Raw genomic sequence first — 17,837 nt, forward strand, 5'->3', positions numbered from 1 at the left:
CCTATGGAGTAGCATGGCGGCCTACCCTACAAGGAGTTCGCCATGTCTCTTGCGGTGATTCAAATGGTCAGCCAGAGCGATGTCCTGGCCAATCTGCAGCAGGCTCGGAGCCTGCTCGAACAGGCTGCTGCCGGCGGTGCAAAGCTGGCCGTCCTGCCGGAAAACTTCGCCGCCATGGGGCGCCGCGACATGGCGGCCATTGGTCGCGCCGAAGCGCTGAGCGAAGGTCCGATCCTGCCCTGGTTGAAACAGGCCGCCCGCGACCTCAGGTTATGGATAGTGGCCGGCACTTTGCCGTTGCCCCCCGTCGATCAGCCCGAGGCCAAGTCCAATGCCTGTTCGTTGCTGGTGGATGACCAGGGGCAGTTCGTGGCGCGCTACGACAAGCTGCACCTGTTCGATGTCGATGTGGCGGACAATCGCGGACGCTACCGTGAATCCGATGACTATGCTCATGGAGACCGGTTGGTGGTGGCGGATACGCCGGTGGGAAGAGTCGGCCTTACAGTCTGTTATGACCTGCGCTTTCCCGAGCTGTACAGCGAGTTGCGCGCCGCTGGCGCCGAGTTGATCACCGCGCCTTCGGCGTTTACCGCGGTCACCGGTGCGGCCCATTGGGAGGTGCTGATTCGCGCCCGTGCCATCGAGACCCAGTGCTATGTGTTGGCGGCGGCCCAGGGCGGCGTGCATCCCGGCCCACGGGAAACCTACGGCCATGCCGCGATCATCGACCCCTGGGGGCGGATAGTGGCGCAACAGGATCAAGGTCAAGGCGTGCTGCTGGCCGAGCGCGACAGCAGCGAACAGGCGTCCATCCGGGCGCGGATGCCGGTGTTCAGTCACCGGCGCATTTTCTCGCAAGGCGTGCAACGGCTTGCATAAGTACGACGAATTTAAGGCCAAAACATATGAGCGGGTTGTTGTCCTCTGTCAGTGAACATCTACTAGCCCCGGGCGGCGTGACCATCGAAAGCTTGCAAGGCGTGCTGGGGGATCTGGCCGGCCCGGGCATCGATGCCGCCGATCTGTATTTCCAGGGGCAGATTTCCGAGTCCTGGTCCCTGGAAGACGGAATCGTCAAGGAAGGCAGTTTCAACCTCGACCAGGGGGTTGGGGTGCGTGCGCAATCCGGTGAGAAGACCGGCTTCGCCTACAGCAATGCCATCACCCTGGAGGCCCTGGGGCTCGCCGCCCGGGCGGCGCGCTCGATTTCCCGGGCCGGGCAAAACGGCACCGTGCAGGCGTTCTCGACCCAGGACGTGGCGCAGCTGTATGCGCCGGACAACCCCCTGGAAGTCATCAGCCGGGCCGAGAAGGTCGAGCTGCTCAAGCGCGTTGACGCCGCAACCCGTGCCCTGGATCCGCGCATCCAGCAGGTCAGCGTGAGCATGGCCGGGGTCTGGGAGCGGATCCTGGTGGCCTCTACCGATGGCGGCCTGGCGGCGGACGTGCGGCCGCTGGTGCGTTTCAATGTCAGCGTCATCGTCGAGCAGAACGGTCGCCGCGAGCGCGGTGGCCATGGCGGCGGCGGGCGTACCGACTACCGCTATTTCCTCAGTGAGGATCGGGCCATGGGCTATGCCCGTGAAGCCCTGCGCCAGGCGCTGGTCAATCTGGAAGCCATTCCGGCGCCGGCCGGAACCCTGCCGGTGGTGCTGGGCTCCGGCTGGTCCGGAGTGCTGCTGCACGAAGCCGTGGGCCACGGCCTGGAGGGCGACTTCAACCGCAAGGGCAGTTCGGCCTACAGCGGGCGCATGGGCGAAATGGTGGCTTCCAAGCTCTGCACCATCGTCGACGACGGCACCCTGGCCGGGCGCCGTGGTTCCCTGAGCGTGGACGACGAAGGCACCCCCACCGAATGCACCACGCTGATCGAGAACGGCGTGCTCAAGGGCTACATGCAGGACAAGCTCAATGCCAGGCTGATGGGCGTGGCCCGCACCGGCAACGGTCGCCGCGAGTCTTATGCGCACCTGCCGATGCCGCGCATGACCAACACCTACATGCTGGGTGGCGAAAGCGATCCGGCGGAAATCATCGCTTCGGTGAAGAAGGGCATCTACTGCGCCAACCTCGGCGGCGGCCAGGTGGATATCACCAGCGGCAAGTTCGTGTTCTCCACCAGCGAGGCCTACCTGATCGAGGACGGCAAGATCACCGCCCCGGTCAAGGGCGCGACCTTGATCGGCAACGGTCCGGAAGCCATGAGCCGGGTATCGATGGTGGGCAATGACCTGTCCCTGGACAGTGGCGTCGGCACCTGCGGCAAGGATGGGCAATCGGTGCCAGTGGGCGTCGGCCAGCCGACCCTGAAGATCGATGCGATCACCGTGGGTGGCACTGGGGCATAAGGAGGGAGGGCGTCGGGTGAGCTGCAGGGCAGCTCACCCGTGGCAAGGCTCAGCGCAGGCCGCGTTGAGTCTCGTCCAGCTCGCGGATGTACTTGAAGATTTTACGGCTTGAGGCCGGTGCCTTGTTATGCGCCAGCTCATGCTGGGCCTGACGGATCAGGGAGCGCAGTTGCTGGCGATCGGCGTCCGGGTATTCGCCGACGAACTTTTCCAGCACGTCATCGCCGCCGCCGATCAGGCGGTCGCGCCAACGCTCCAGGTTATGGAAGCGTTCGTTGTACTGCCGGGTGGAGGCATCGAGTTGGTCAAGCAGTTGCAGAATCGCGTCGGTGTCCTGGTCCCGCATCAGCTTGCCGATGAACTGCAGGTGGCGCTTTCGGGCGATATGGGCGACGTGCTTGGGTGCATCCGCCAGGGCCCGGCGCAAGGCGTCGGTCAGGGGCAGTTTGTTCAGCAAGTCGGGCTTGAGAGTGGTAAGGCGCTCGCCGAGATCAACCAGAGCATGCAGCTCGCGTTTGACCTGGGATTTGCTTTTCTCCCCATCGAGGGAGTCGTCGTAAGAATCAACCATGGTGGCAGTCCGCAAAGAAACGCCGCCATGATAACCAGTCGAGGGCCGCTTGTCCGGCCCGGTCGCTCGCCGGCCTTAATCGAAAGCAGAATTTGAGTGGAGAACAGCATGAGTGCAGCACAAAGCGTCGGCCCACAGGCTTTGCCGGCCCTGCAGGAGCAAGTCGAGCAGATCATCGCCGAGGCCAAGCGCCAGGGGGCCAGCGCCTGTGAAGTGGCGGTGTCCCTGGAGCAGGGGCTGTCGACTTCGGTGCGCCAGCGGGAAGTGGAAACCGTCGAGTTCAACCGCGACCAGGGCTTTGGCATCACCCTCTACCTGGGCCAGCGCAAGGGTTCGGCCAGTACGTCTGCCAGCGGCCCCGAGGCCATTCGCGAAACCGTGGCGGCGGCCCTGGCGATTGCCAAGCACACCTCCGAAGACGAAGCCTCGGGCCTTGCCGACGCGGCCTTGATGGCCAAGGACCTGCAGGACTTCGACCTGTTCCACGCCTGGGACATCACCCCCGAACAAGCCATCGAGCAGGCCCTGACCTGTGAGGCTGCGGCCTTTGCCGCCGACAGCCGGATCAAGAATGCCGACGGCACCACCCTCAGCACCCACCAGGGCTGTCGGGTGTATGGCAACAGCCACGGCTTCATTGGTGGTTATGCGTCCACCCGCCACAGCCTGAGCTGCGTGATGATTGCCGAGGCGGATGGCCAGATGCAGCGCGACTACTGGTACGACGTCAATCGCCAGGGCCAGTTGCTGGCCGACCCGGCGAGCATCGGCCAGCGTGCCGCCCAGCGCGCGGCCAGCCGGCTAGGTGCCCGTCCAGTGCCGACCTGTGAAGTGCCGGTGCTGTTTTCCGCAGAACTGGCCGGTGGCCTGTTCGGCAGTTTTCTCGGGGCGATTTCCGGTGGCAATCTGTACCGCAAGTCGTCCTTCCTCGAAGGCGCCCTGGGTCAACAATTGTTTCCGCAGTGGATGACCATCGATGAGCGCCCGCACCTGATGCGCGCCATGGGCAGCTCGGCTTTCGACGGCGATGGCCTGGCCACTTACGCCAAGCCTTTCGTCCAGGACGGCGAGTTGGTGTCCTATGTGCTCGGCACCTATTCCGGGCGCAAGCTGGGCATGCCAAGCACCGCCAACGCCGGTGGCGTGCACAACCTGTTCGTCACCCATGGCGACGAAGACCAGGCCGCGCTGCTGCGGCGCATGGGCCGTGGCCTGCTGGTGACCGAGCTGATGGGCCATGGCCTGAACATGGTCACCGGGGATTACTCCCGCGGTGCGGCGGGTTTTTGGGTCGAGAACGGCGAGATTCAGTTCGCGGTGCAGGAAGTGACCATTGCCGGCAACCTGCGGGACATGTTCAAGCAGATCCTCGCAGTGGGTAACGACCTGGAGCTGCGTAGCAACATCCGCACCGGCTCGGTGCTGATCGAGCGCATGACCGTCGCCGGCAGCTGACCGCGCCCAGCTTCACCCCCAACGCGCCACCTCCCCGAGGTGGCGCGTTTTTTATGCCCGCCATTTTTGTAGGCGCTGGCTTGCCAGCGAAAGCGTCCTGACATCCGGCACCAGGCTCAAGGGCTCATTCGCCGGCAAGCCGGGCCCTATAGGAGTTGGACAAAAATCATACAAGCCAGATTGATTTGATTCTCAATATCATTTAATAATGAAAATCATTATTCGATGAGCCCAGGTCATGAGTTCTGCCTTGCACGAGCAGCCTTACCTCGAAAGCTGGCGCTGGATGAGCCGCCAGATCCGTTGCGCACTGGAACCGGACGAGCCCCGTCTGATCGAGCATTACCTCGCCGAAGGCCGCTACCTGGCCTGCTGTACCGCGATGTCGGCCTGGACCGTCGCTGAAACTTCCTTCCGTTTATTGATCGATACCGCAACCGATACGGCGCTGCCCTGGCATTGGCGCAGCCAGTGCCTGGACCAGGCCTGGCGGCCGTTGCGCGACATGGAGCGGTTGTGTTTGTGCAATTGCCGGCTCAAGCGCTGGCAGAGCCACGCCTGGCAGTTGGCGACCTGCTCGCTGCTGCCTTCCATTCCCCTGATAGAACTGGTGCAAGGATTTCCCGATGAGTAATACCCGTATCGAACGCGACAGCATGGGCGAACTGCAGGTACCGGAGCTGGCCCTGTACGGCGCCCAGACCCAGCGTGCGGTGGACAACTTCCCCATCAGCGGCCAGCGCATGCCGGCAGCCTTCATCCGTGCGCTGATCCTGGCCAAGGCGGCTGCAGCCAAGGCCAACGTCGAGCTGGGGCAGATCAGCGAAGCCCAGGGCAAGGCCCTCGTCGATGCCGCCCAGGGTCTGCTGGAAGGTGATTTCATGCAGCACTTCCCAGTGGACATTTTCCAGACCGGCTCTGGCACCAGTTCCAACATGAACGCCAATGAAGTACTGGCAACCCTGGCCAGTCGCCTGCTGGGTGAGCCGGTCAACCCCAATGACCATGTCAACTGCGGCCAGAGCAGCAACGACATCATCCCCACCACCATTCATGTCAGCGCTGCGCTAACCCTGCATGAGCAACTGCTGCCGGCCCTGGTGCATCTGGTGGAGGTCATCGAACGCAAGGCGGTACAGGTGCACCCCTTCATCAAGACCGGCCGCACTCACCTGATGGACGCGATGCCGGTGCGCATGAGCCAGGTGCTGGAGGGCTGGGCGCAGCAACTCAAGGCCAATATCAGCCACCTGCAGGATTTGCTGCCGAGCTTGCAATCCCTGGCTCAGGGCGGCACCGCTGTGGGTACCGGGATCAATGCACATCCCGAGTTCGCTGCGCGTTTCAGCCAGCAGTTGAGCAAGCTGACCCAGGTGCAATTCACCCCGGGCAAGAACCTCTTCGCCCTGATCGGCTCCCAGGACACTGCAGTGACGGTATCCGGCCAGCTCAAGGCTACCGCGGTGTCGTTGATGAAGATCGCCAACGACCTGCGCTGGATGAACTCCGGCCCGCTGGCCGGGCTTGGCGAGATCGAGCTGGAAGGTTTGCAGCCCGGTTCGTCGATCATGCCCGGCAAGGTCAATCCGGTGATCCCTGAAGCCACCGCGATGGTCGCCGCCCAGGTCATCGGCAACGACAGCACCATCACTGTGGCCGGGCAATCGGGCAATTTCGAGCTCAACGTGATGTTGCCGATCATTGCCCAGAACCTGCTGAGCAGCATCGAGTTGCTGGCCAACTCCAGCCGCCTGCTGGCAGACAAGGCCATCGCCAGCTTCAAGGTCAACGAACCCAAGCTCAAGGAAGCGCTGTCGCGCAACCCGATCCTGGTCACGGCGCTGAACCCGATCATCGGCTACCAGAAGGCTGCAGAAATCGCCAAGACCGCCTACAAGCAGGGGCGCCCGGTGATCGACGTGGCCCTTGAACATACCGATCTGCCACGCAGCCAGCTGGAGGTCCTGCTGGACCCGGAAAAGCTCACTGCCGGCGGCGTGTAACCCACCGACACCGCTTTGGAGGCTCACCATGGAGCACTGGAAACGCACGATCGAAAGGGCCAATCGCCTCTTTATGCAGGGCGAGCTGGTGGATGCTCGCGAGTTCTACCTGCAGGCGCTGGCCCTGGCCCAGGTGCTGTTCGAGCGCTGGTCGGATGCCGACGAAGCGGTGGCGGCCTGTGTGATTTCCCATCACAACCTGGCAGAGCTGCACCTGCGCCTTAATCAGCCGGAAGAGAGCGCGGAATACCTCTGCGCCATCCACCAGCGGTTGCTGCAGACCATGCAGGACAGCCGCTTGCCCACAGCTCTGCGGGAAGCGGCCTTGCGCCAAAGCAGCAAGACCTACGTCGAGCTGCTGAATTTCATCGGTGATCACGGCGAATACCCGCGCACTCACCGTTTGCTGGACAGCAACGTCGCGGGCCTCTCAGCCGACAGCCCGCAACCAGACAACCCCTCTTGCGGAGCCCATTGATATGTCCTTTACCTTGCCTGCACTGCCTTACGCCTACGACGCCCTGGAACCGCACATCGATGCGCAAACCATGGAAATCCACTACACCAAGCATCACCAGACCTACATCAACAACCTCAACGCCGCCGTCGAGGGGACCGAATGGGCAGGGTGGGAGGTGGAAAAGCTGGTAGCCAGCGTTCAGCAACTGCCGGAAACACTGCGTGCTGCGGTAATCAACCAGGGCGGCGGGCATGCCAACCATTCGCTGTTCTGGGCGGTGATGACCCCCGAAGGTGGCGGCTATCCCCAAGGTGCCCTGGGGCAAGCCATCGAGCAGCAACTGGGTGGTTTCGAGAGCTTCAAGGAAGCCTTCACCAAGGCCGCACTCACCCGTTTCGGCAGTGGCTGGGCCTGGCTCAGCGTGACACCGGAGAAGAAACTGGTGGTGGAAAGCAGCGGTAACCAGGACAGCCCGCTGATGAGCGGCAATACGCCGATCCTCGGTCTGGATGTGTGGGAGCACGCCTACTACCTGCGCTACCAGAACCGCCGCCCGGAATACATCAACGCCTTCTACAACGTCATCAACTGGCCGGAAGTCGCTCAGCGCTACCAGGCCGCGATGGCTTGATACCTTTCCATCAAAACAAGATATAAGGCCGACTATGGGCACTGAAACACTGGCAATCAGCAGCGGGCGAATGTTCCGTTATGCCTTCGGTTCGCTGTTGCTGTTGGCGGGCACGGCGTTGCTGGTGGCTCAAGGGTTGAGCTGGCTGAACCTGGAGCCGCGCTTGCTGCGCGCCTTGCAGGGCGGTTCGATCTGCGCGCTGGGCACGGCGCTGGGGGCGGTCCCGGTGCTGGTGATCCGGCGCATGCCGGTGGCGGTGAGCGACAGCCTGCTGGGCTTTGGTGCCGGAGTGATGCTGGCGGCCACGGCATTTTCGCTGATCGTCCCCGGCATCGCTGCGGCCCAGGACCTGGGCTTGTCTGCCTGGGGCGCCAGCGGCCTGATTTGCGCCGGCATCATGTTGGGGGCCTTTGGCCTGTTCCTGGTGGATCTCAAGGTCTCGGGGGGCAGCCCGGAGGGGCTGGTCGGGACGCCTGCGCATCCGGTGATTGCCCCGCGTATCTGGCTGTTTGTCTTCGCCATCATTGCCCACAACATCCCTGAAGGGATGGCGGTGGGGGTGTCGGCCGGAGGCGGCATGCCGGATGCGGACAGCCTGGCCATGGGCATTGCCCTGCAGGATGTACCGGAAGGCCTGGTGATTGCCCTGGTATTGGCGGGGGCGGGTATGTCGCGGGTCAAGGCGTTCCTGATTGGTGCGGCTTCAGGTCTGGTGGAGCCGGTCTTTGCCTTGCTCTGCGCCTGGCTGGTGAGCCTGGCGCAGGTACTGTTGCCCCTGGGCCTGGCCCTGGCGGCGGGGGCGATGCTGCTGGTGGTCACTCATGAAGTGATTCCGGAGTCGCGTCGCAATGGCCATGACAAGCTTGCCAGTCTTGGCTTGTGTATCGGTTTCTGCCTGATGATGGTCATGGATACGGCACTCGCCTGAGGGCCGTATGTTGAGGTGCCCGCCCGGGCCTACTCGCCCTCGTCGAAGAAGTTGTTGATCAGCGCCACCAGCGCGTCCATCGCTTCCTGTTCCTGCTCGCCTTCGGTCTTCAGGTGGATCTTGGTGCCCTTGCCGGCGGCCAGCATCATCATGGCCATGATGCTTTTGCCGTCGACCATGGAGTCCGGGGTCCTGCCGGCGCGGATCTGGCAGGGGAACTGCCCGGCCACGCCGACGAATTTGGCGGAGGCACGGGCATGCAGGCCCAGTTTATTGATGATCTCGATTTCCAGAGCTGGCATCGCGGGGTAGATCCTTTCAGCTAAGGTCGCGGTGGCGAACCTGGACATTCTTCAGGGATTTTTGCAGGACCTGGCCCAGGCGCTCGGTCAGGTACACGGAGCGGTGGTGCCCGCCAGTGCAGCCGATGGCGATGGTCACATAGGCTCGGTTGCTGGCGGCGAAGCGTGGCAGCCATTTGAGCAGGTAGCTGGAGATGTCCTGGAACATTTCCTCGACATCGGGTTGCGCCGCCAGATACTCGGCCACGGGCGCATCCAGGCCTGATTGCGCGCGCAACTCAGGCTTCCAATACGGGTTGGGCAGGCAGCGCACGTCGAACACCAGGTCTGCATCCACCGGCATGCCGCGCTTGAAGCCGAAGGACTCCACCAGGAATGCGGTACCGGGTTCCGGCTGGTTCAACAGTCGCAGCTTGATGGTGTCGCGCAGCTGGTAAAGGTTCAGGTTGGTGGTGTTGACCTTGAGGTCGGCCAGATCGACGATCGGCCCCAGCAACTGGGTTTCATCGTGGATGGCTTCGGCCAGGGAGCGGTTGGCGCTGCTCAGCGGGTGGCGCCGACGGGTCTCGGAGAAGCGCTTGAGCAGGGTCTCTTCGTCGGCATCCAGGTACAGCACATCGCACTGGATATGCCGGCTGCGCACTTCTTCCAGCAATTCGGGGAAGCGCGACAGGTGGCTGGGCAGGTTGCGGGCATCGATGGACACCGCCACCAGCGGTTGCGCCAGTTCGGTATGGATCAACGCACGTTCAGCCAGTTCCGGCAGCAAGCCGGCAGGCAGGTTGTCGATGCAGTAGTAGCCGTGGTCCTCGAGAACATCGAGGGCGGTGCTTTTACCTGAGCCGGAGCGGCCGCTGACGATGATCAAACGCATGATTACTGACCGTTTTGCTCGTCCAGAACGACCTGATACAAGGCTTCGTTGCTGGTGGCGCTGCGCAGCCGGTCACGGACTTCCTTGCGATCGAGCATGCTGGCGATCTGCCGGAGCAGTTCCAGGTGTGCATCGGTCGCGGCTTCCGGAACCAGCAGGACGAACAGCAGGTCGACCGGTGCGCCATCGATGGCGTCGAAATCGATCGGAGCGTCCAGGTGCATCAGCGCACTGATGGGCGACTCGCAGCCTTTGAGGCGGCAGTGGGGAATGGCGATGCCGTTGCCAAAACCGGTGGAACCGAGTTTTTCACGGGCAATCAGGCTCTCGAAGACATCCTGCATCTCCAGATCAGGCACTTCACGGCTGATCAGGTTGGCAATTTGTTCGAGGGCGCGTTTTTTACTGCCGCCCGGCACGTTCACCAGGGAACGGCCGGGGGTCAGGATGCTTTCAAGTCGGATCATGGGAGGGGAGTGTTAGCGACCCGTGCCTTGGAGAAGGTGGAGTTGCTTTTCCTTATGCTTTTTCAGTTGGCGGTCAAGCTTGTCCGTGAGCAGGTCGATTGCGGCATACATATCGTCATGTTCTGCGTTGGCAACGACCTCCCCACCGTGGATGTGCAGGGTGGCTTCGATTTTCTGCTTCAGCTTCTCGACAGCCATGGTGACCTGCACATTGGTAATCTTGTCGAAGTGCCTCTCCAGCCGGTCGAGTTTTTCGCCGATGTAGACGCGCAGGGGTTCAGTCACTTCGAGTTGGTGTCCACTGATGTTGACTTGCATACAGCTTCTCCTTCGTTGCCAGTGCATAACGCGGCAGGCTGGGTTGCCTGCCACCTAGACTACGTTTGAAAACGACACCGGGCCCTTTTCAAACACACTCTGAAACGCTGTGGCCAGCCCTGCGGCTACATCAACCGCTTACGTTCGCTGGAAGGCGCGATCCCAAGGGATTCGCGGTACTTGGCGACGGTACGACGGGCTACCTGAATGCCTTGTGCCTCCAGTAAACCAGCGATCTTGCTGTCACTCAACGGCTTTTTCTGATTTTCCGCGGCCACCAATTTTTTGATGATCGCGCGGATCGCCGTGGACGAGCATTCACCGCCTTCCGAAGTGCTGACGTGGCTGGAGAAAAAGTATTTCAGCTCATATATGCCCCGTGGGGTATGCATGAATTTTTGCGTGGTCACCCGGGAAATCGTCGATTCGTGCATGCCCACCGCCTCGGCGATATCGTGCAGAACCAGCGGCTTCATCGCTTCATCGCCATATTCGAGAAAGCCGCGCTGGTGCTCGACGATCTGGGTGGCGACCTTCATCAGGGTTTCATTGCGGCTTTGCAGGCTCTTGATGAACCAGCGGGCTTCCTGCAACTGGTTGCGCATGAAGGTGTTGTCGGCGCTAGTGTCGGCGCGGCGAACAAAACCGGCGTACTGGGCGTTGACCCGCAGGCGCGGCACGGATTCCTGGTTCAGTTCCACCAGCCAGCGTTCGTTGTCCTTGCGCACGATGACGTCGGGGACCACGTATTCGGCTTCGCTGGATTCGATCTGTGATCCGGGGCGGGGGTTGAGGCTCTGCACCAGCTCGATGACCTGGCGCAGCTCATCTTCCTTGAGCTTCATGCGCCGCATCAGCTGGCTGTAGTCGCGGCTGCCCAGGAGGTCGATGTAGTCACTGACCAAGCGCTGGGCCTCGCCCAGCCAGGGCGTTTTCGCCGGCAGCTGGCGCAGTTGCAGCAACAGGCACTCGCCCAGGTTGCGGGCGCCGATGCCCGCGGGTTCGAATTGCTGGATGCGGTGCAGGACGGCTTCTATCTCGTCCAGTTCGATGTCCAGTTCCGGATCGAAGGCTTCGAGGATCTCCTCGAGGGTTTCGTCCAGGTAGCCCTGATTGTTGATGCAGTCGATCAGGGTCACGGCGATCAGGCGGTCGGTGTCCGACATCGGCGCCAGGTTCAGTTGCCAGAGCAGGTGGCTCTGCAGGCTCTCGCCCGCCGAAGTGCGGGTGGTGAAGTCCCACTCGTCGTCATCGCTGCTGGGCAGGCTGCTGGCGCTGGTCTGGTAGACGTCTTCCCAGGCGGTGTCGACCGGCAGTTCGTTGGGGATGCGCTCGTTCCACTCACCGTCCTCGAGGTTGTCCACCGTGGGGGCGGTTTCCTGGTAGGAGGGCTCCTGGATCTCGGTATTGGGTTTGGACTCGGTGTTGTCGGCCAGGGGGTCGCTGTTGTCGAAGTCGTCGCCTTCTTCCTGGCGCTCGAGCATCGGGTTGGACTCCAGGGCTTCCTGGATTTCCTGTTGCAGGTCCAGGGTCGACAATTGGAGCAGGCGGATGGCCTGTTGCAGCTGCGGTGTCATCGTCAGCTGCTGGCCCATTCTAAGGACTAGCGATGGTTTCATGGCAGGGGCTTAACACCTTATTTGCCGGCGCACATGCGCCATCCACTACAGGGCGCCGGAGCGCCAAACATAAGCAAATTATATGCCTGAAACTGAAGTGTTTGCCTAGAGCGCTGTAACAATAAAGTTTGTAGGGTTTTATTGTTCCCGGCGCCCTGGCGTCCAGCCCAACACATCAGCCCTTACAGGCGGAACTCATGGCCCAGATAGACTTCCTTGACCAGTTCGTTGGCCAGGATGGTCTCGGAGTCGCCTTCGGCGATCAGTTGCCCGTCGTTGACGATGTAGGCGGTCTCACAGATGTCCAGGGTTTCCCGGACGTTGTGGTCGGTGATCAGCACCCCGATGCCCTTGGCCTTGAGGTGATGGATGATCTGCTTGATATCGCCCACCGAGATCGGGTCGACACCGGCGAAGGGTTCGTCCAGCAGGATGAACTTGGGCGCGGTGGCCAGGGCCCGGGCGATCTCCACGCGGCGCCGCTCACCACCGGACAGGCTCATGCCGAGGTTGTCGCGGATGTGGTTGATGTGGAATTCCTGCAGCAGGCTTTCCAGCTCCTGGCGACGGCCGGCCTTGTCGAGCTCCTTGCGGGTCTCGAGGATGGCCATGATGTTGTCGGCCACCGACAGCTTGCGGAAGATCGAGGCTTCCTGGGGCAGGTAGCCGATACCGGCGCGTGCGCGGCCGTGCATCGGTTGGTGGCTGACATCCAGGTCGTCGATCAGGACACGGCCCTGATCGGCCTGGACCAGGCCGACGATCATGTAGAAGCAGGTGGTCTTGCCGGCGCCGTTGGGGCCGAGCAGGCCGACGATCTGACCGCTGTCGATGGACAGGCTGACATCACGCACGACCTGGCGGCTCTTGTAGCTCTTGGCCAGGTGCTGAGCTTTCAGAGTTGCCATTACTGGGCCTTTTGCTCGTCGGTTTTCTTTTTCGGCTGGATGACCATGTCGATCCGCGGACGCGGCGCGGTAACCGAGCTGCCATTGGCGCGACCGGCGTTGGCAACCTGCTTGACGGTGTCGTAGACGATCTTCTCGCCTTCGGTGGTGTTGCCGTCGTTGATGACCTTGGCCTTGTCGATCAGCACGATGCGGTTCTGCTGGGCATGGTACTGGATGGTCACGGCGTAGGCCTGGACCGGTTTCGGGTCGGTCTGCTTCTGCAGCTGCTCGAAGTAGGCGAGGTTGCCTACCGAGGTCACCACGTCGATTTCACCGGTCTTGGACCGGGTGATGGTCACGGTGTTGCCGGTGATCTTCATCGAACCCTGGGTGATGATGACATCGCCCTTGTAGGTGGCCACGCCGTTCTTGTCGTCCAGCTGGGCGTCGTCGGCCTGGATGCGGATCGGCTGTTGGCTATCGTTCGGCAGAGCCCAGGCGCTCACGCTTCCCAGTGCTGCGCCCAGACTGAGCAAAATAGGGAGGGTTTTAACGAGCCTCATACTGTCCTCTTACGTTCGATAGCAGGTTCATCCTGCCGTCTTTCAAATACGCTTTCATTCCCTTGGCCGTAGTCACGCCGTCGGCGCCGTCGATTCTAACGGCTTGCTCGGTCTGCGCATATTGCTTCTGCGGGAATACTGTCATGCGGGTCGTGGTGATCAGCAGGTTGCGGTTGCGCTCGTCGGTGCGGGAAACCCGTACCGAGTCGATCAGCTCGACCTCGGTGCCGTCCGGGTTGACCTCGCCGCGTTCGCTCTGGACATGCCAGGGGAACGTGGTGCCACGGTACATCTGCAGGTCCGGCTTGGTCAGCAGGGTCACTTCGCTGGCCTTGACGTGCTCGACCTTGTCCGAGGTCATTTCGTACTGCAGTTTGCCGTCGGGCAGGTACTGCACGCTGCGGGCGTTGATCACGTAGTAGTCGATGGCGCTTTCGTCGACCTGGGCCACCGGCTTGTCGAGGAAGCGTTCCGGGCTGATGTTCCAGTAACCGACCGCTGCGAACAGCAGGGCGATGGTCCCGAAGATCAGGATGTTGCGAATCTTTTTGCTCAGCATGGGAAGGCTCTATAAGTAAGCGGCATTGGCTGCTTCAAGGCGGTCCTGGGCACGCAGGATCAGTTCGCAGAACTCGCGGGCGGCACCTTCGCCGCCGCGGGCCACGGTGACGCCGTGGGCGTGTTCGCGGACAAACGCTGCGGCATTGGCCACCGCCATGCCCAGCCCCACGCGGCGGATCACCGGCAGGTCGGGCAAATCGTCGCCCAGATAGGCGACCTGTTCATAGCTTAGGCCCAGTTGGCCAAGAAGCTCGTCCAATACCACCAGCTTGTCTTCGCGGCCCTGGTACAGGTGGGGAATCCCCAGGTTCTTGGCCCGGCGCTCTACCACCGGGGTCTTGCGCCCGCTGATGATCGCCGTCTGCACGCCGGCGGCCATGAGCATCTTGATGCCCTGGCCGTCTAGGGTGTTGAAGGTCTTGAACTCGCTGCCGTCTTCGAGGAAGTACAGGCGTCCGTCAGTCAGCACGCCGTCGACATCGAATACCGCCAGCTTGATGTTTTTACCGCGTTGCAGCAGGTCGGCACTCATCACATCACTCCCGCACGCAGCAGGTCGTGCATGTTCAAGGCGCCGATCGGTCGGTCTTCCTTGTCCACCACCACCAGGGCGCTGATCTTGTGGTCTTCCATGATTTTCAGGGCTTCGGCGGCCAGCATGTCGGCACGGGCGGTCTTGCCATGAGGGGTCATCACCGAATCGATGGTGGCGTGGTGTATATCGATGGCCCGATCCAGGGTGCGACGCAGGTCGCCGTCGGTGAAGATCCCGGCCAGGCGGCCGTCGGCCTCCAGGATCACGGTCATGCCCAGGCCCTTGCGGGTCATTTCCATGAGCGCGTCCTTGAGCAGGGTGCCGCGTTGCACCTGTGGCAGATCGCTGCCTTCGTGCATGACGTTCTCCACCTTGAGCAGCAGGCGACGGCCCAGGGCACCACCCGGGTGGGAGAAGGCAAAGTCCTCCGCGGTGAAGCCCCGGGCTTCCAGCAGCGCCACGGCCAGGGCGTCGCCCATGACCAGGGCGGCGGTGGTCGAGGAGGTCGGTGCCAGGTTCAGCGGGCAGGCTTCGTGCTCGACGTGGACGTTGAGGTTGACGTCAGCCGCCTTGGCCAGCGGCGACTCGGGGTTGCCGGTGAGGCTGATCAACTGGATGCCCAGGCGCTTGATCAGGGGCAGCAGGGTGACGATTTCGTTGGTGGAACCGGAGTTGGAGAGGGCCAGGATCACGTCATCGCGGGTAATCATGCCCATGTCGCCATGACTGGCTTCGGCAGGATGGACGAAGAAAGCCGTGGTCCCGGTGCTGGCCAGGGTAGCGGCAATCTTGTTGCCGACGTGTCCGGACTTGCCCATGCCGACCACCACTACGCGGCCTTTGCTGGCCAGAATCATCTCGCAAGCGCGTACGAAATCTGCGTCGATATGGGGCAGCAAGCCTTCTACTGCCTGTAGTTCGAGGCGGATGGTGCGTTGTGCTGATTGAATCAGGTCGCTGGATTGGCTCATGTCTGAAATCGTATAGCCCGATGAAAAGGCGGCGATTATAGCGGTAATGAACAAATCCCTCACGCAAGTTCGTCAGGCTTTGTCTGCCGTGCGCGAGGAAAGTCTGGTTTTTGCCTGTCGTCGACCTGAACGGGGGTGGCGTCGGCCTTGGGGGCTCCGTATCAGCAGTGATATAGTTCGCCGCCAGTTCGGCCTGCCCAGGGGCATGTACTCCCGGCAGGGAGCCAAGCGTCCGAGTGATAGGCTGCATCGCAAGGAGTTTAGATGAGTGCCGATAACGCCTACGCGGTCGAGCTGAAGGGATTGTCCTTCAAGCGCGGTACGCGCAGCATTTTCAATAACGTGGATATCCGTATTCCGCGGGGCAAGGTCACCGGCATCATGGGGCCTTCCGGCTGTGGGAAGACCACCCTGTTGCGCTTGATGGGCATGCAATTGCGGCCCAGCAGCGGCGAAGTGTGGGTAAATGGCCAGAATCTGCCGAGCCTTTCGCGCAGCGACCTGTTCGACGCACGCAAGCAGATGGGCGTGCTGTTCCAGAGCGGCGCACTGTTCACCGACCTGGACGTGTTCGAGAACGTGGCCTTTCCGCTGCGGGTGCACACCCAGCTGCCGGACGAAATGATTCGTGACATCGTCCTGCTCAAGTTGCAGGCGGTGGGCTTGCGCGGCGCGGTCGACCTGATGCCCGACGAGCTGTCCGGCGGCATGAAGCGCCGGGTCGCCCTGGCCCGGGCGATTGCCCTGGATCCGCAGATCCTCATGTACGACGAGCCTTTCGTGGGCCAGGACCCCATTGCCATGGGCGTTCTGGTGCGCCTGATCCGGCTGCTCAACGATGCCCTGGGCATCACCAGCATCCTGGTGTCCCACGACCTGGCGGAAACCGCGAGCATTGCCGACTACCTCTATGTAGTGGGCGATGGCCAGGTGTTGGGCCAGGGAACTCCCGAAGAGCTGATGGACTCCGATAATCCGCGTATCCGCCAGTTCATGAAGGGCGATCCCGACGGCCCGGTGCCGTTTCACTTTCCAGCGACGGACTACCGCGCAGATCTTCTGGGGAAGCGCTGATGCGCAAAATATCGCTAATCGAGAGGGTTCGCCTCTTCGGTCGCTCAGGCATCGATGTCCTGGCGGTACTGGGGCGTTCCACGCTGTTCCTGTTCCATGCGCTGCTGGGCCGCGGTGGCATCGGCGGCAGCTTTGGCCTGCTGGTCAAGCAACTGCACTCAGTGGGCGTGATGTCCCTGGTGATCATTGTCGTGTCCGGGATCTTCATCGGCATGGTGCTGGCGCTGCAGGGCTTCAATATCCTTTCCAGCTACGGTTCGGAGCAGGCGGTGGGGCAGATGGTGGCCCTGACCCTGTTGCGGGAGCTGGGGCCGGTGGTGACGGCGCTGCTGTTCGCCGGGCGTGCCGGTTCGGCGCTGACCGCGGAAATCGGCAACATGAAGTCCACCGAGCAACTCTCCAGCCTGGAGATGATCGGTGTCGACCCGCTCAAGTACATCATTGCGCCGCGCCTGTGGGCCGGCTTCATTTCCCTGCCGTTGCTGGCGATGATTTTCAGCGTGGTGGGCATCTGGGGCGGTTCGTGGGTCGCTGTCGACTGGCTGGGAGTCTACGACGGCTCCTACTGGGCGAACATGCAGAACAGCGTGACCTTCAGTGGTGACGTGCTCAACGGTGTGATCAAAAGTATTGTTTTTGCGTTTGTAGTGACCTGGATCGCCGTTTTCCAAGGCTACGACTGTGAGCCCACTTCAGAGGGGATCAGCCGTGCCACTACCAAGACCGTGGTGTATGCCTCGTTGGCCGTACTCGGCTTGGACTTTATTCTGACCGCCTTGATGTTTGGAGATTTCTGATGCAAAACCGCACCCTGGAAATCGGTGTCGGCCTTTTCCTGCTGGCCGGCATCCTGGCTTTGCTGTTGCTTGCCCTGCGAGTCAGTGGCTTGTCTCCAACCGCGAGCACCGATACTTATAAACTTTATGCCTACTTCGACAATATCGCCGGTTTGACGGTCAGAGCCAAAGTGACCATGGCCGGCGTGACCATCGGCAAGGTCACGGCGATCGATCTGGACCGTGACAGTTTCACTGGCCGGGTAACGATGCAACTGGAAAAGCGCGTGGATAATCTGCCGACCGACTCCACTGCATCTATCCTGACTGCTGGCCTGTTGGGTGAGAAATACATCGGTATCAGCGTGGGCGGGGAAGAAGCCTTGCTCAAGGATGGTGGAACCATCCACGACACCCAGTCGTCGCTGGTACTGGAGGACCTGATCGGTAAATTCTTGCTCAATACCGTTAGCAAAGACGCCAAATGA

22 protein-coding genes are annotated in these 17,837 nt (G+C 61.9%); 11 read left to right on the forward strand and 11 right to left on the reverse strand.

Features of this window, described 5'->3' with window-relative positions:
• The first annotated feature begins 42 nt into the window (after positions 1-42).
• Both KCG88_RS12990 and tldD read left to right on the forward strand, forming a co-directional pair.
• Positions 43-882, forward strand: coding sequence for a carbon-nitrogen hydrolase family protein (locus tag KCG88_RS12990; protein ID WP_210712510.1), 840 nt, complete (start codon positions 43-45; stop codon positions 880-882).
• Between the two features lie 26 nt (positions 883-908).
• Positions 909-2,351 carry a metalloprotease TldD gene (gene tldD / locus KCG88_RS12995; RefSeq protein ID WP_011059257.1) on the forward strand — a complete coding sequence of 481 codons (1,443 nt, stop codon included), beginning with the start codon at positions 909-911 and terminating at the stop codon, positions 2,349-2,351.
• Between the two features lie 49 nt (positions 2,352-2,400).
• Here the strand turns inward: tldD and yjgA are convergent, their stop codons facing one another.
• Positions 2,401-2,922 carry a ribosome biogenesis factor YjgA gene (yjgA, locus tag KCG88_RS13000; protein ID WP_011059258.1) on the reverse strand — a complete coding sequence of 174 codons (522 nt, stop codon included), beginning with the start codon at positions 2,920-2,922 and terminating at the stop codon, positions 2,401-2,403.
• A 108-nt stretch (positions 2,923-3,030) separates the two neighbouring features.
• On the opposite strand from yjgA, the gene pmbA reads away from it, so the two are divergent.
• The 6 genes from pmbA (at position 3,031) to KCG88_RS13030 (ending at position 8,399) form a co-directional block, all read left to right on the forward strand.
• The gene (gene pmbA / locus KCG88_RS13005; RefSeq protein WP_210712511.1) at positions 3,031-4,377 is read left to right on the forward strand and encodes a metalloprotease PmbA; all 1,347 of its coding nucleotides are present in this window, start codon (positions 3,031-3,033) and stop codon (positions 4,375-4,377) included.
• 238 nt (positions 4,378-4,615) lie between these two features.
• Positions 4,616-5,011 carry a hypothetical protein gene (locus KCG88_RS13010; RefSeq protein ID WP_047283934.1) on the forward strand — a complete coding sequence of 132 codons (396 nt, stop codon included), beginning with the start codon at positions 4,616-4,618 and terminating at the stop codon, positions 5,009-5,011.
• Entirely contained in the window at positions 5,004-6,380 is a 1,377-nt protein-coding gene (locus KCG88_RS13015; RefSeq protein WP_210712512.1) for a class II fumarate hydratase, read from the forward strand. Before KCG88_RS13010 ends, KCG88_RS13015 begins: the two co-directional genes overlap by 8 nt.
• 28 nt (positions 6,381-6,408) lie before the next feature.
• Complete coding sequence (locus tag KCG88_RS13020; protein WP_047283936.1) at positions 6,409-6,858, forward strand: hypothetical protein; 450 nt, start codon at positions 6,409-6,411, stop codon at positions 6,856-6,858.
• Position 6,859: 1 nt separating this feature from the next.
• Positions 6,860-7,471, forward strand: coding sequence for a superoxide dismutase (locus KCG88_RS13025; RefSeq protein ID WP_047283937.1), 612 nt, complete (start codon positions 6,860-6,862; stop codon positions 7,469-7,471).
• A 34-nt stretch (positions 7,472-7,505) separates the two neighbouring features.
• Positions 7,506-8,399 carry a ZIP family metal transporter gene (locus tag KCG88_RS13030; protein ID WP_047283938.1) on the forward strand — a complete coding sequence of 298 codons (894 nt, stop codon included), beginning with the start codon at positions 7,506-7,508 and terminating at the stop codon, positions 8,397-8,399.
• Positions 8,400-8,428: 29 nt separating this feature from the next.
• On the opposite strand, the gene KCG88_RS13035 is transcribed toward KCG88_RS13030, so the two are convergent.
• From KCG88_RS13035 to KCG88_RS13080, 10 genes are all read right to left on the reverse strand, one after another.
• Positions 8,429-8,701: an HPr family phosphocarrier protein gene (locus KCG88_RS13035; RefSeq protein WP_047283939.1), complete on the reverse strand. Its 273-nt coding sequence runs from the start codon at positions 8,699-8,701 to the stop codon at positions 8,429-8,431.
• 16 nt (positions 8,702-8,717) lie between these two features.
• Positions 8,718-9,575 (reverse strand): RNase adapter RapZ, encoded by an 858-nt coding sequence (rapZ, locus tag KCG88_RS13040; RefSeq protein WP_011059266.1) that lies wholly within the window; start codon positions 9,573-9,575, stop codon positions 8,718-8,720.
• 2 nt (positions 9,576-9,577) lie between these two features.
• A complete protein-coding gene (gene ptsN, locus KCG88_RS13045) occupies positions 9,578-10,042 on the reverse strand; it encodes a PTS IIA-like nitrogen regulatory protein PtsN (protein ID WP_011059267.1) in 465 nt (154 codons plus the stop codon).
• Positions 10,043-10,054: 12 nt separating this feature from the next.
• A complete protein-coding gene (gene raiA / locus KCG88_RS13050) occupies positions 10,055-10,360 on the reverse strand; it encodes a ribosome-associated translation inhibitor RaiA (RefSeq protein WP_011059268.1) in 306 nt (101 codons plus the stop codon).
• Between the two features lie 125 nt (positions 10,361-10,485).
• Positions 10,486-11,979 (reverse strand): RNA polymerase factor sigma-54, encoded by a 1,494-nt coding sequence (locus KCG88_RS13055; protein ID WP_011059269.1) that lies wholly within the window; start codon positions 11,977-11,979, stop codon positions 10,486-10,488.
• Positions 11,980-12,161: 182 nt separating this feature from the next.
• Positions 12,162-12,887: an LPS export ABC transporter ATP-binding protein gene (lptB, locus tag KCG88_RS13060; protein WP_011059270.1), complete on the reverse strand. Its 726-nt coding sequence runs from the start codon at positions 12,885-12,887 to the stop codon at positions 12,162-12,164.
• Positions 12,887-13,432, reverse strand: a complete 546-nt coding sequence (gene lptA, locus KCG88_RS13065) for a lipopolysaccharide transport periplasmic protein LptA (RefSeq protein WP_011059271.1) — start codon at positions 13,430-13,432, stop codon at positions 12,887-12,889. Before lptA ends, lptB begins: the two co-directional genes overlap by 1 nt.
• A complete protein-coding gene (gene lptC, locus KCG88_RS13070) occupies positions 13,419-13,991 on the reverse strand; it encodes an LPS export ABC transporter periplasmic protein LptC (protein ID WP_047283940.1) in 573 nt (190 codons plus the stop codon). The genes lptA and lptC overlap by 14 nt, the downstream gene beginning before the upstream one ends.
• A gap of 9 nt (positions 13,992-14,000) precedes the next feature.
• Positions 14,001-14,525, reverse strand: a complete 525-nt coding sequence (locus tag KCG88_RS13075) for an HAD family hydrolase (protein ID WP_011059273.1) — start codon at positions 14,523-14,525, stop codon at positions 14,001-14,003.
• Positions 14,525-15,499, reverse strand: a complete 975-nt coding sequence (locus KCG88_RS13080; protein ID WP_011059274.1) for a KpsF/GutQ family sugar-phosphate isomerase — start codon at positions 15,497-15,499, stop codon at positions 14,525-14,527. The genes KCG88_RS13075 and KCG88_RS13080 overlap by 1 nt, the downstream gene beginning before the upstream one ends.
• Positions 15,500-15,763: 264 nt before the next feature.
• Here KCG88_RS13080 and KCG88_RS13085 point away from each other — a divergent pair, with 264 nt between their 5' ends.
• From KCG88_RS13085 to mlaD, 3 genes are read left to right on the forward strand one after another with little or no spacing between them, the layout of a single operon-like run.
• The gene (locus KCG88_RS13085; RefSeq protein ID WP_011059275.1) at positions 15,764-16,573 is read left to right on the forward strand and encodes an ATP-binding cassette domain-containing protein; all 810 of its coding nucleotides are present in this window, start codon (positions 15,764-15,766) and stop codon (positions 16,571-16,573) included.
• Positions 16,573-17,370, forward strand: a complete 798-nt coding sequence (gene mlaE, locus KCG88_RS13090; RefSeq protein WP_011059276.1) for a lipid asymmetry maintenance ABC transporter permease subunit MlaE — start codon at positions 16,573-16,575, stop codon at positions 17,368-17,370. Before KCG88_RS13085 ends, mlaE begins: the two co-directional genes overlap by 1 nt.
• Positions 17,370-17,837, forward strand: coding sequence for an outer membrane lipid asymmetry maintenance protein MlaD (mlaD, locus tag KCG88_RS13095; protein WP_011059277.1), 468 nt, complete (start codon positions 17,370-17,372; stop codon positions 17,835-17,837). The genes mlaE and mlaD overlap by 1 nt, the downstream gene beginning before the upstream one ends.

It is taken from the genome of Pseudomonas sp. MWU349, from assembly GCF_017947325.1.
Classification (GTDB): domain Bacteria; phylum Pseudomonadota; class Gammaproteobacteria; order Pseudomonadales; family Pseudomonadaceae; genus Aquipseudomonas; species Aquipseudomonas protegens.

Excerpts from the sequence above, each read along its gene's own strand:
- KCG88_RS12990 (WP_210712510.1), top strand. The coding sequence starts at position 43 with ATGTCTCTTGCGGTGATTCAAATGGTCAGCCAGAGCGATGTCCTGGCC.
- tldD (WP_011059257.1), top strand. The coding sequence starts at position 909 with ATGAGCGGGTTGTTGTCCTCTGTCAGTGAACATCTACTAGCCCCGGGC.
- yjgA (WP_011059258.1), bottom strand. The coding sequence starts at position 2,922 with ATGGTTGATTCTTACGACGACTCCCTCGATGGGGAGAAAAGCAAATCC.
- pmbA (WP_210712511.1), top strand. The coding sequence starts at position 3,031 with ATGAGTGCAGCACAAAGCGTCGGCCCACAGGCTTTGCCGGCCCTGCAG.
- KCG88_RS13010 (WP_047283934.1), top strand. The coding sequence starts at position 4,616 with ATGAGTTCTGCCTTGCACGAGCAGCCTTACCTCGAAAGCTGGCGCTGG.
- KCG88_RS13015 (WP_210712512.1), top strand. The coding sequence starts at position 5,004 with ATGAGTAATACCCGTATCGAACGCGACAGCATGGGCGAACTGCAGGTA.
- KCG88_RS13020 (WP_047283936.1), top strand. The coding sequence starts at position 6,409 with ATGGAGCACTGGAAACGCACGATCGAAAGGGCCAATCGCCTCTTTATG.
- KCG88_RS13025 (WP_047283937.1), top strand. The coding sequence starts at position 6,860 with ATGTCCTTTACCTTGCCTGCACTGCCTTACGCCTACGACGCCCTGGAA.
- KCG88_RS13030 (WP_047283938.1), top strand. The coding sequence starts at position 7,506 with ATGGGCACTGAAACACTGGCAATCAGCAGCGGGCGAATGTTCCGTTAT.
- KCG88_RS13035 (WP_047283939.1), bottom strand. The coding sequence starts at position 8,701 with ATGCCAGCTCTGGAAATCGAGATCATCAATAAACTGGGCCTGCATGCC.
- rapZ (WP_011059266.1), bottom strand. The coding sequence starts at position 9,575 with ATGCGTTTGATCATCGTCAGCGGCCGCTCCGGCTCAGGTAAAAGCACC.
- ptsN (WP_011059267.1), bottom strand. The coding sequence starts at position 10,042 with ATGATCCGACTTGAAAGCATCCTGACCCCCGGCCGTTCCCTGGTGAAC.
- raiA (WP_011059268.1), bottom strand. The coding sequence starts at position 10,360 with ATGCAAGTCAACATCAGTGGACACCAACTCGAAGTGACTGAACCCCTG.
- KCG88_RS13055 (WP_011059269.1), bottom strand. The coding sequence starts at position 11,979 with ATGAAACCATCGCTAGTCCTTAGAATGGGCCAGCAGCTGACGATGACA.
- lptB (WP_011059270.1), bottom strand. The coding sequence starts at position 12,887 with ATGGCAACTCTGAAAGCTCAGCACCTGGCCAAGAGCTACAAGAGCCGC.
- lptA (WP_011059271.1), bottom strand. The coding sequence starts at position 13,432 with ATGAGGCTCGTTAAAACCCTCCCTATTTTGCTCAGTCTGGGCGCAGCA.
- lptC (WP_047283940.1), bottom strand. The coding sequence starts at position 13,991 with ATGCTGAGCAAAAAGATTCGCAACATCCTGATCTTCGGGACCATCGCC.
- KCG88_RS13075 (WP_011059273.1), bottom strand. The coding sequence starts at position 14,525 with ATGAGTGCCGACCTGCTGCAACGCGGTAAAAACATCAAGCTGGCGGTA.
- KCG88_RS13080 (WP_011059274.1), bottom strand. The coding sequence starts at position 15,499 with ATGAGCCAATCCAGCGACCTGATTCAATCAGCACAACGCACCATCCGC.
- KCG88_RS13085 (WP_011059275.1), top strand. The coding sequence starts at position 15,764 with ATGAGTGCCGATAACGCCTACGCGGTCGAGCTGAAGGGATTGTCCTTC.
- mlaE (WP_011059276.1), top strand. The coding sequence starts at position 16,573 with ATGCGCAAAATATCGCTAATCGAGAGGGTTCGCCTCTTCGGTCGCTCA.
- mlaD (WP_011059277.1), top strand. The coding sequence starts at position 17,370 with ATGCAAAACCGCACCCTGGAAATCGGTGTCGGCCTTTTCCTGCTGGCC.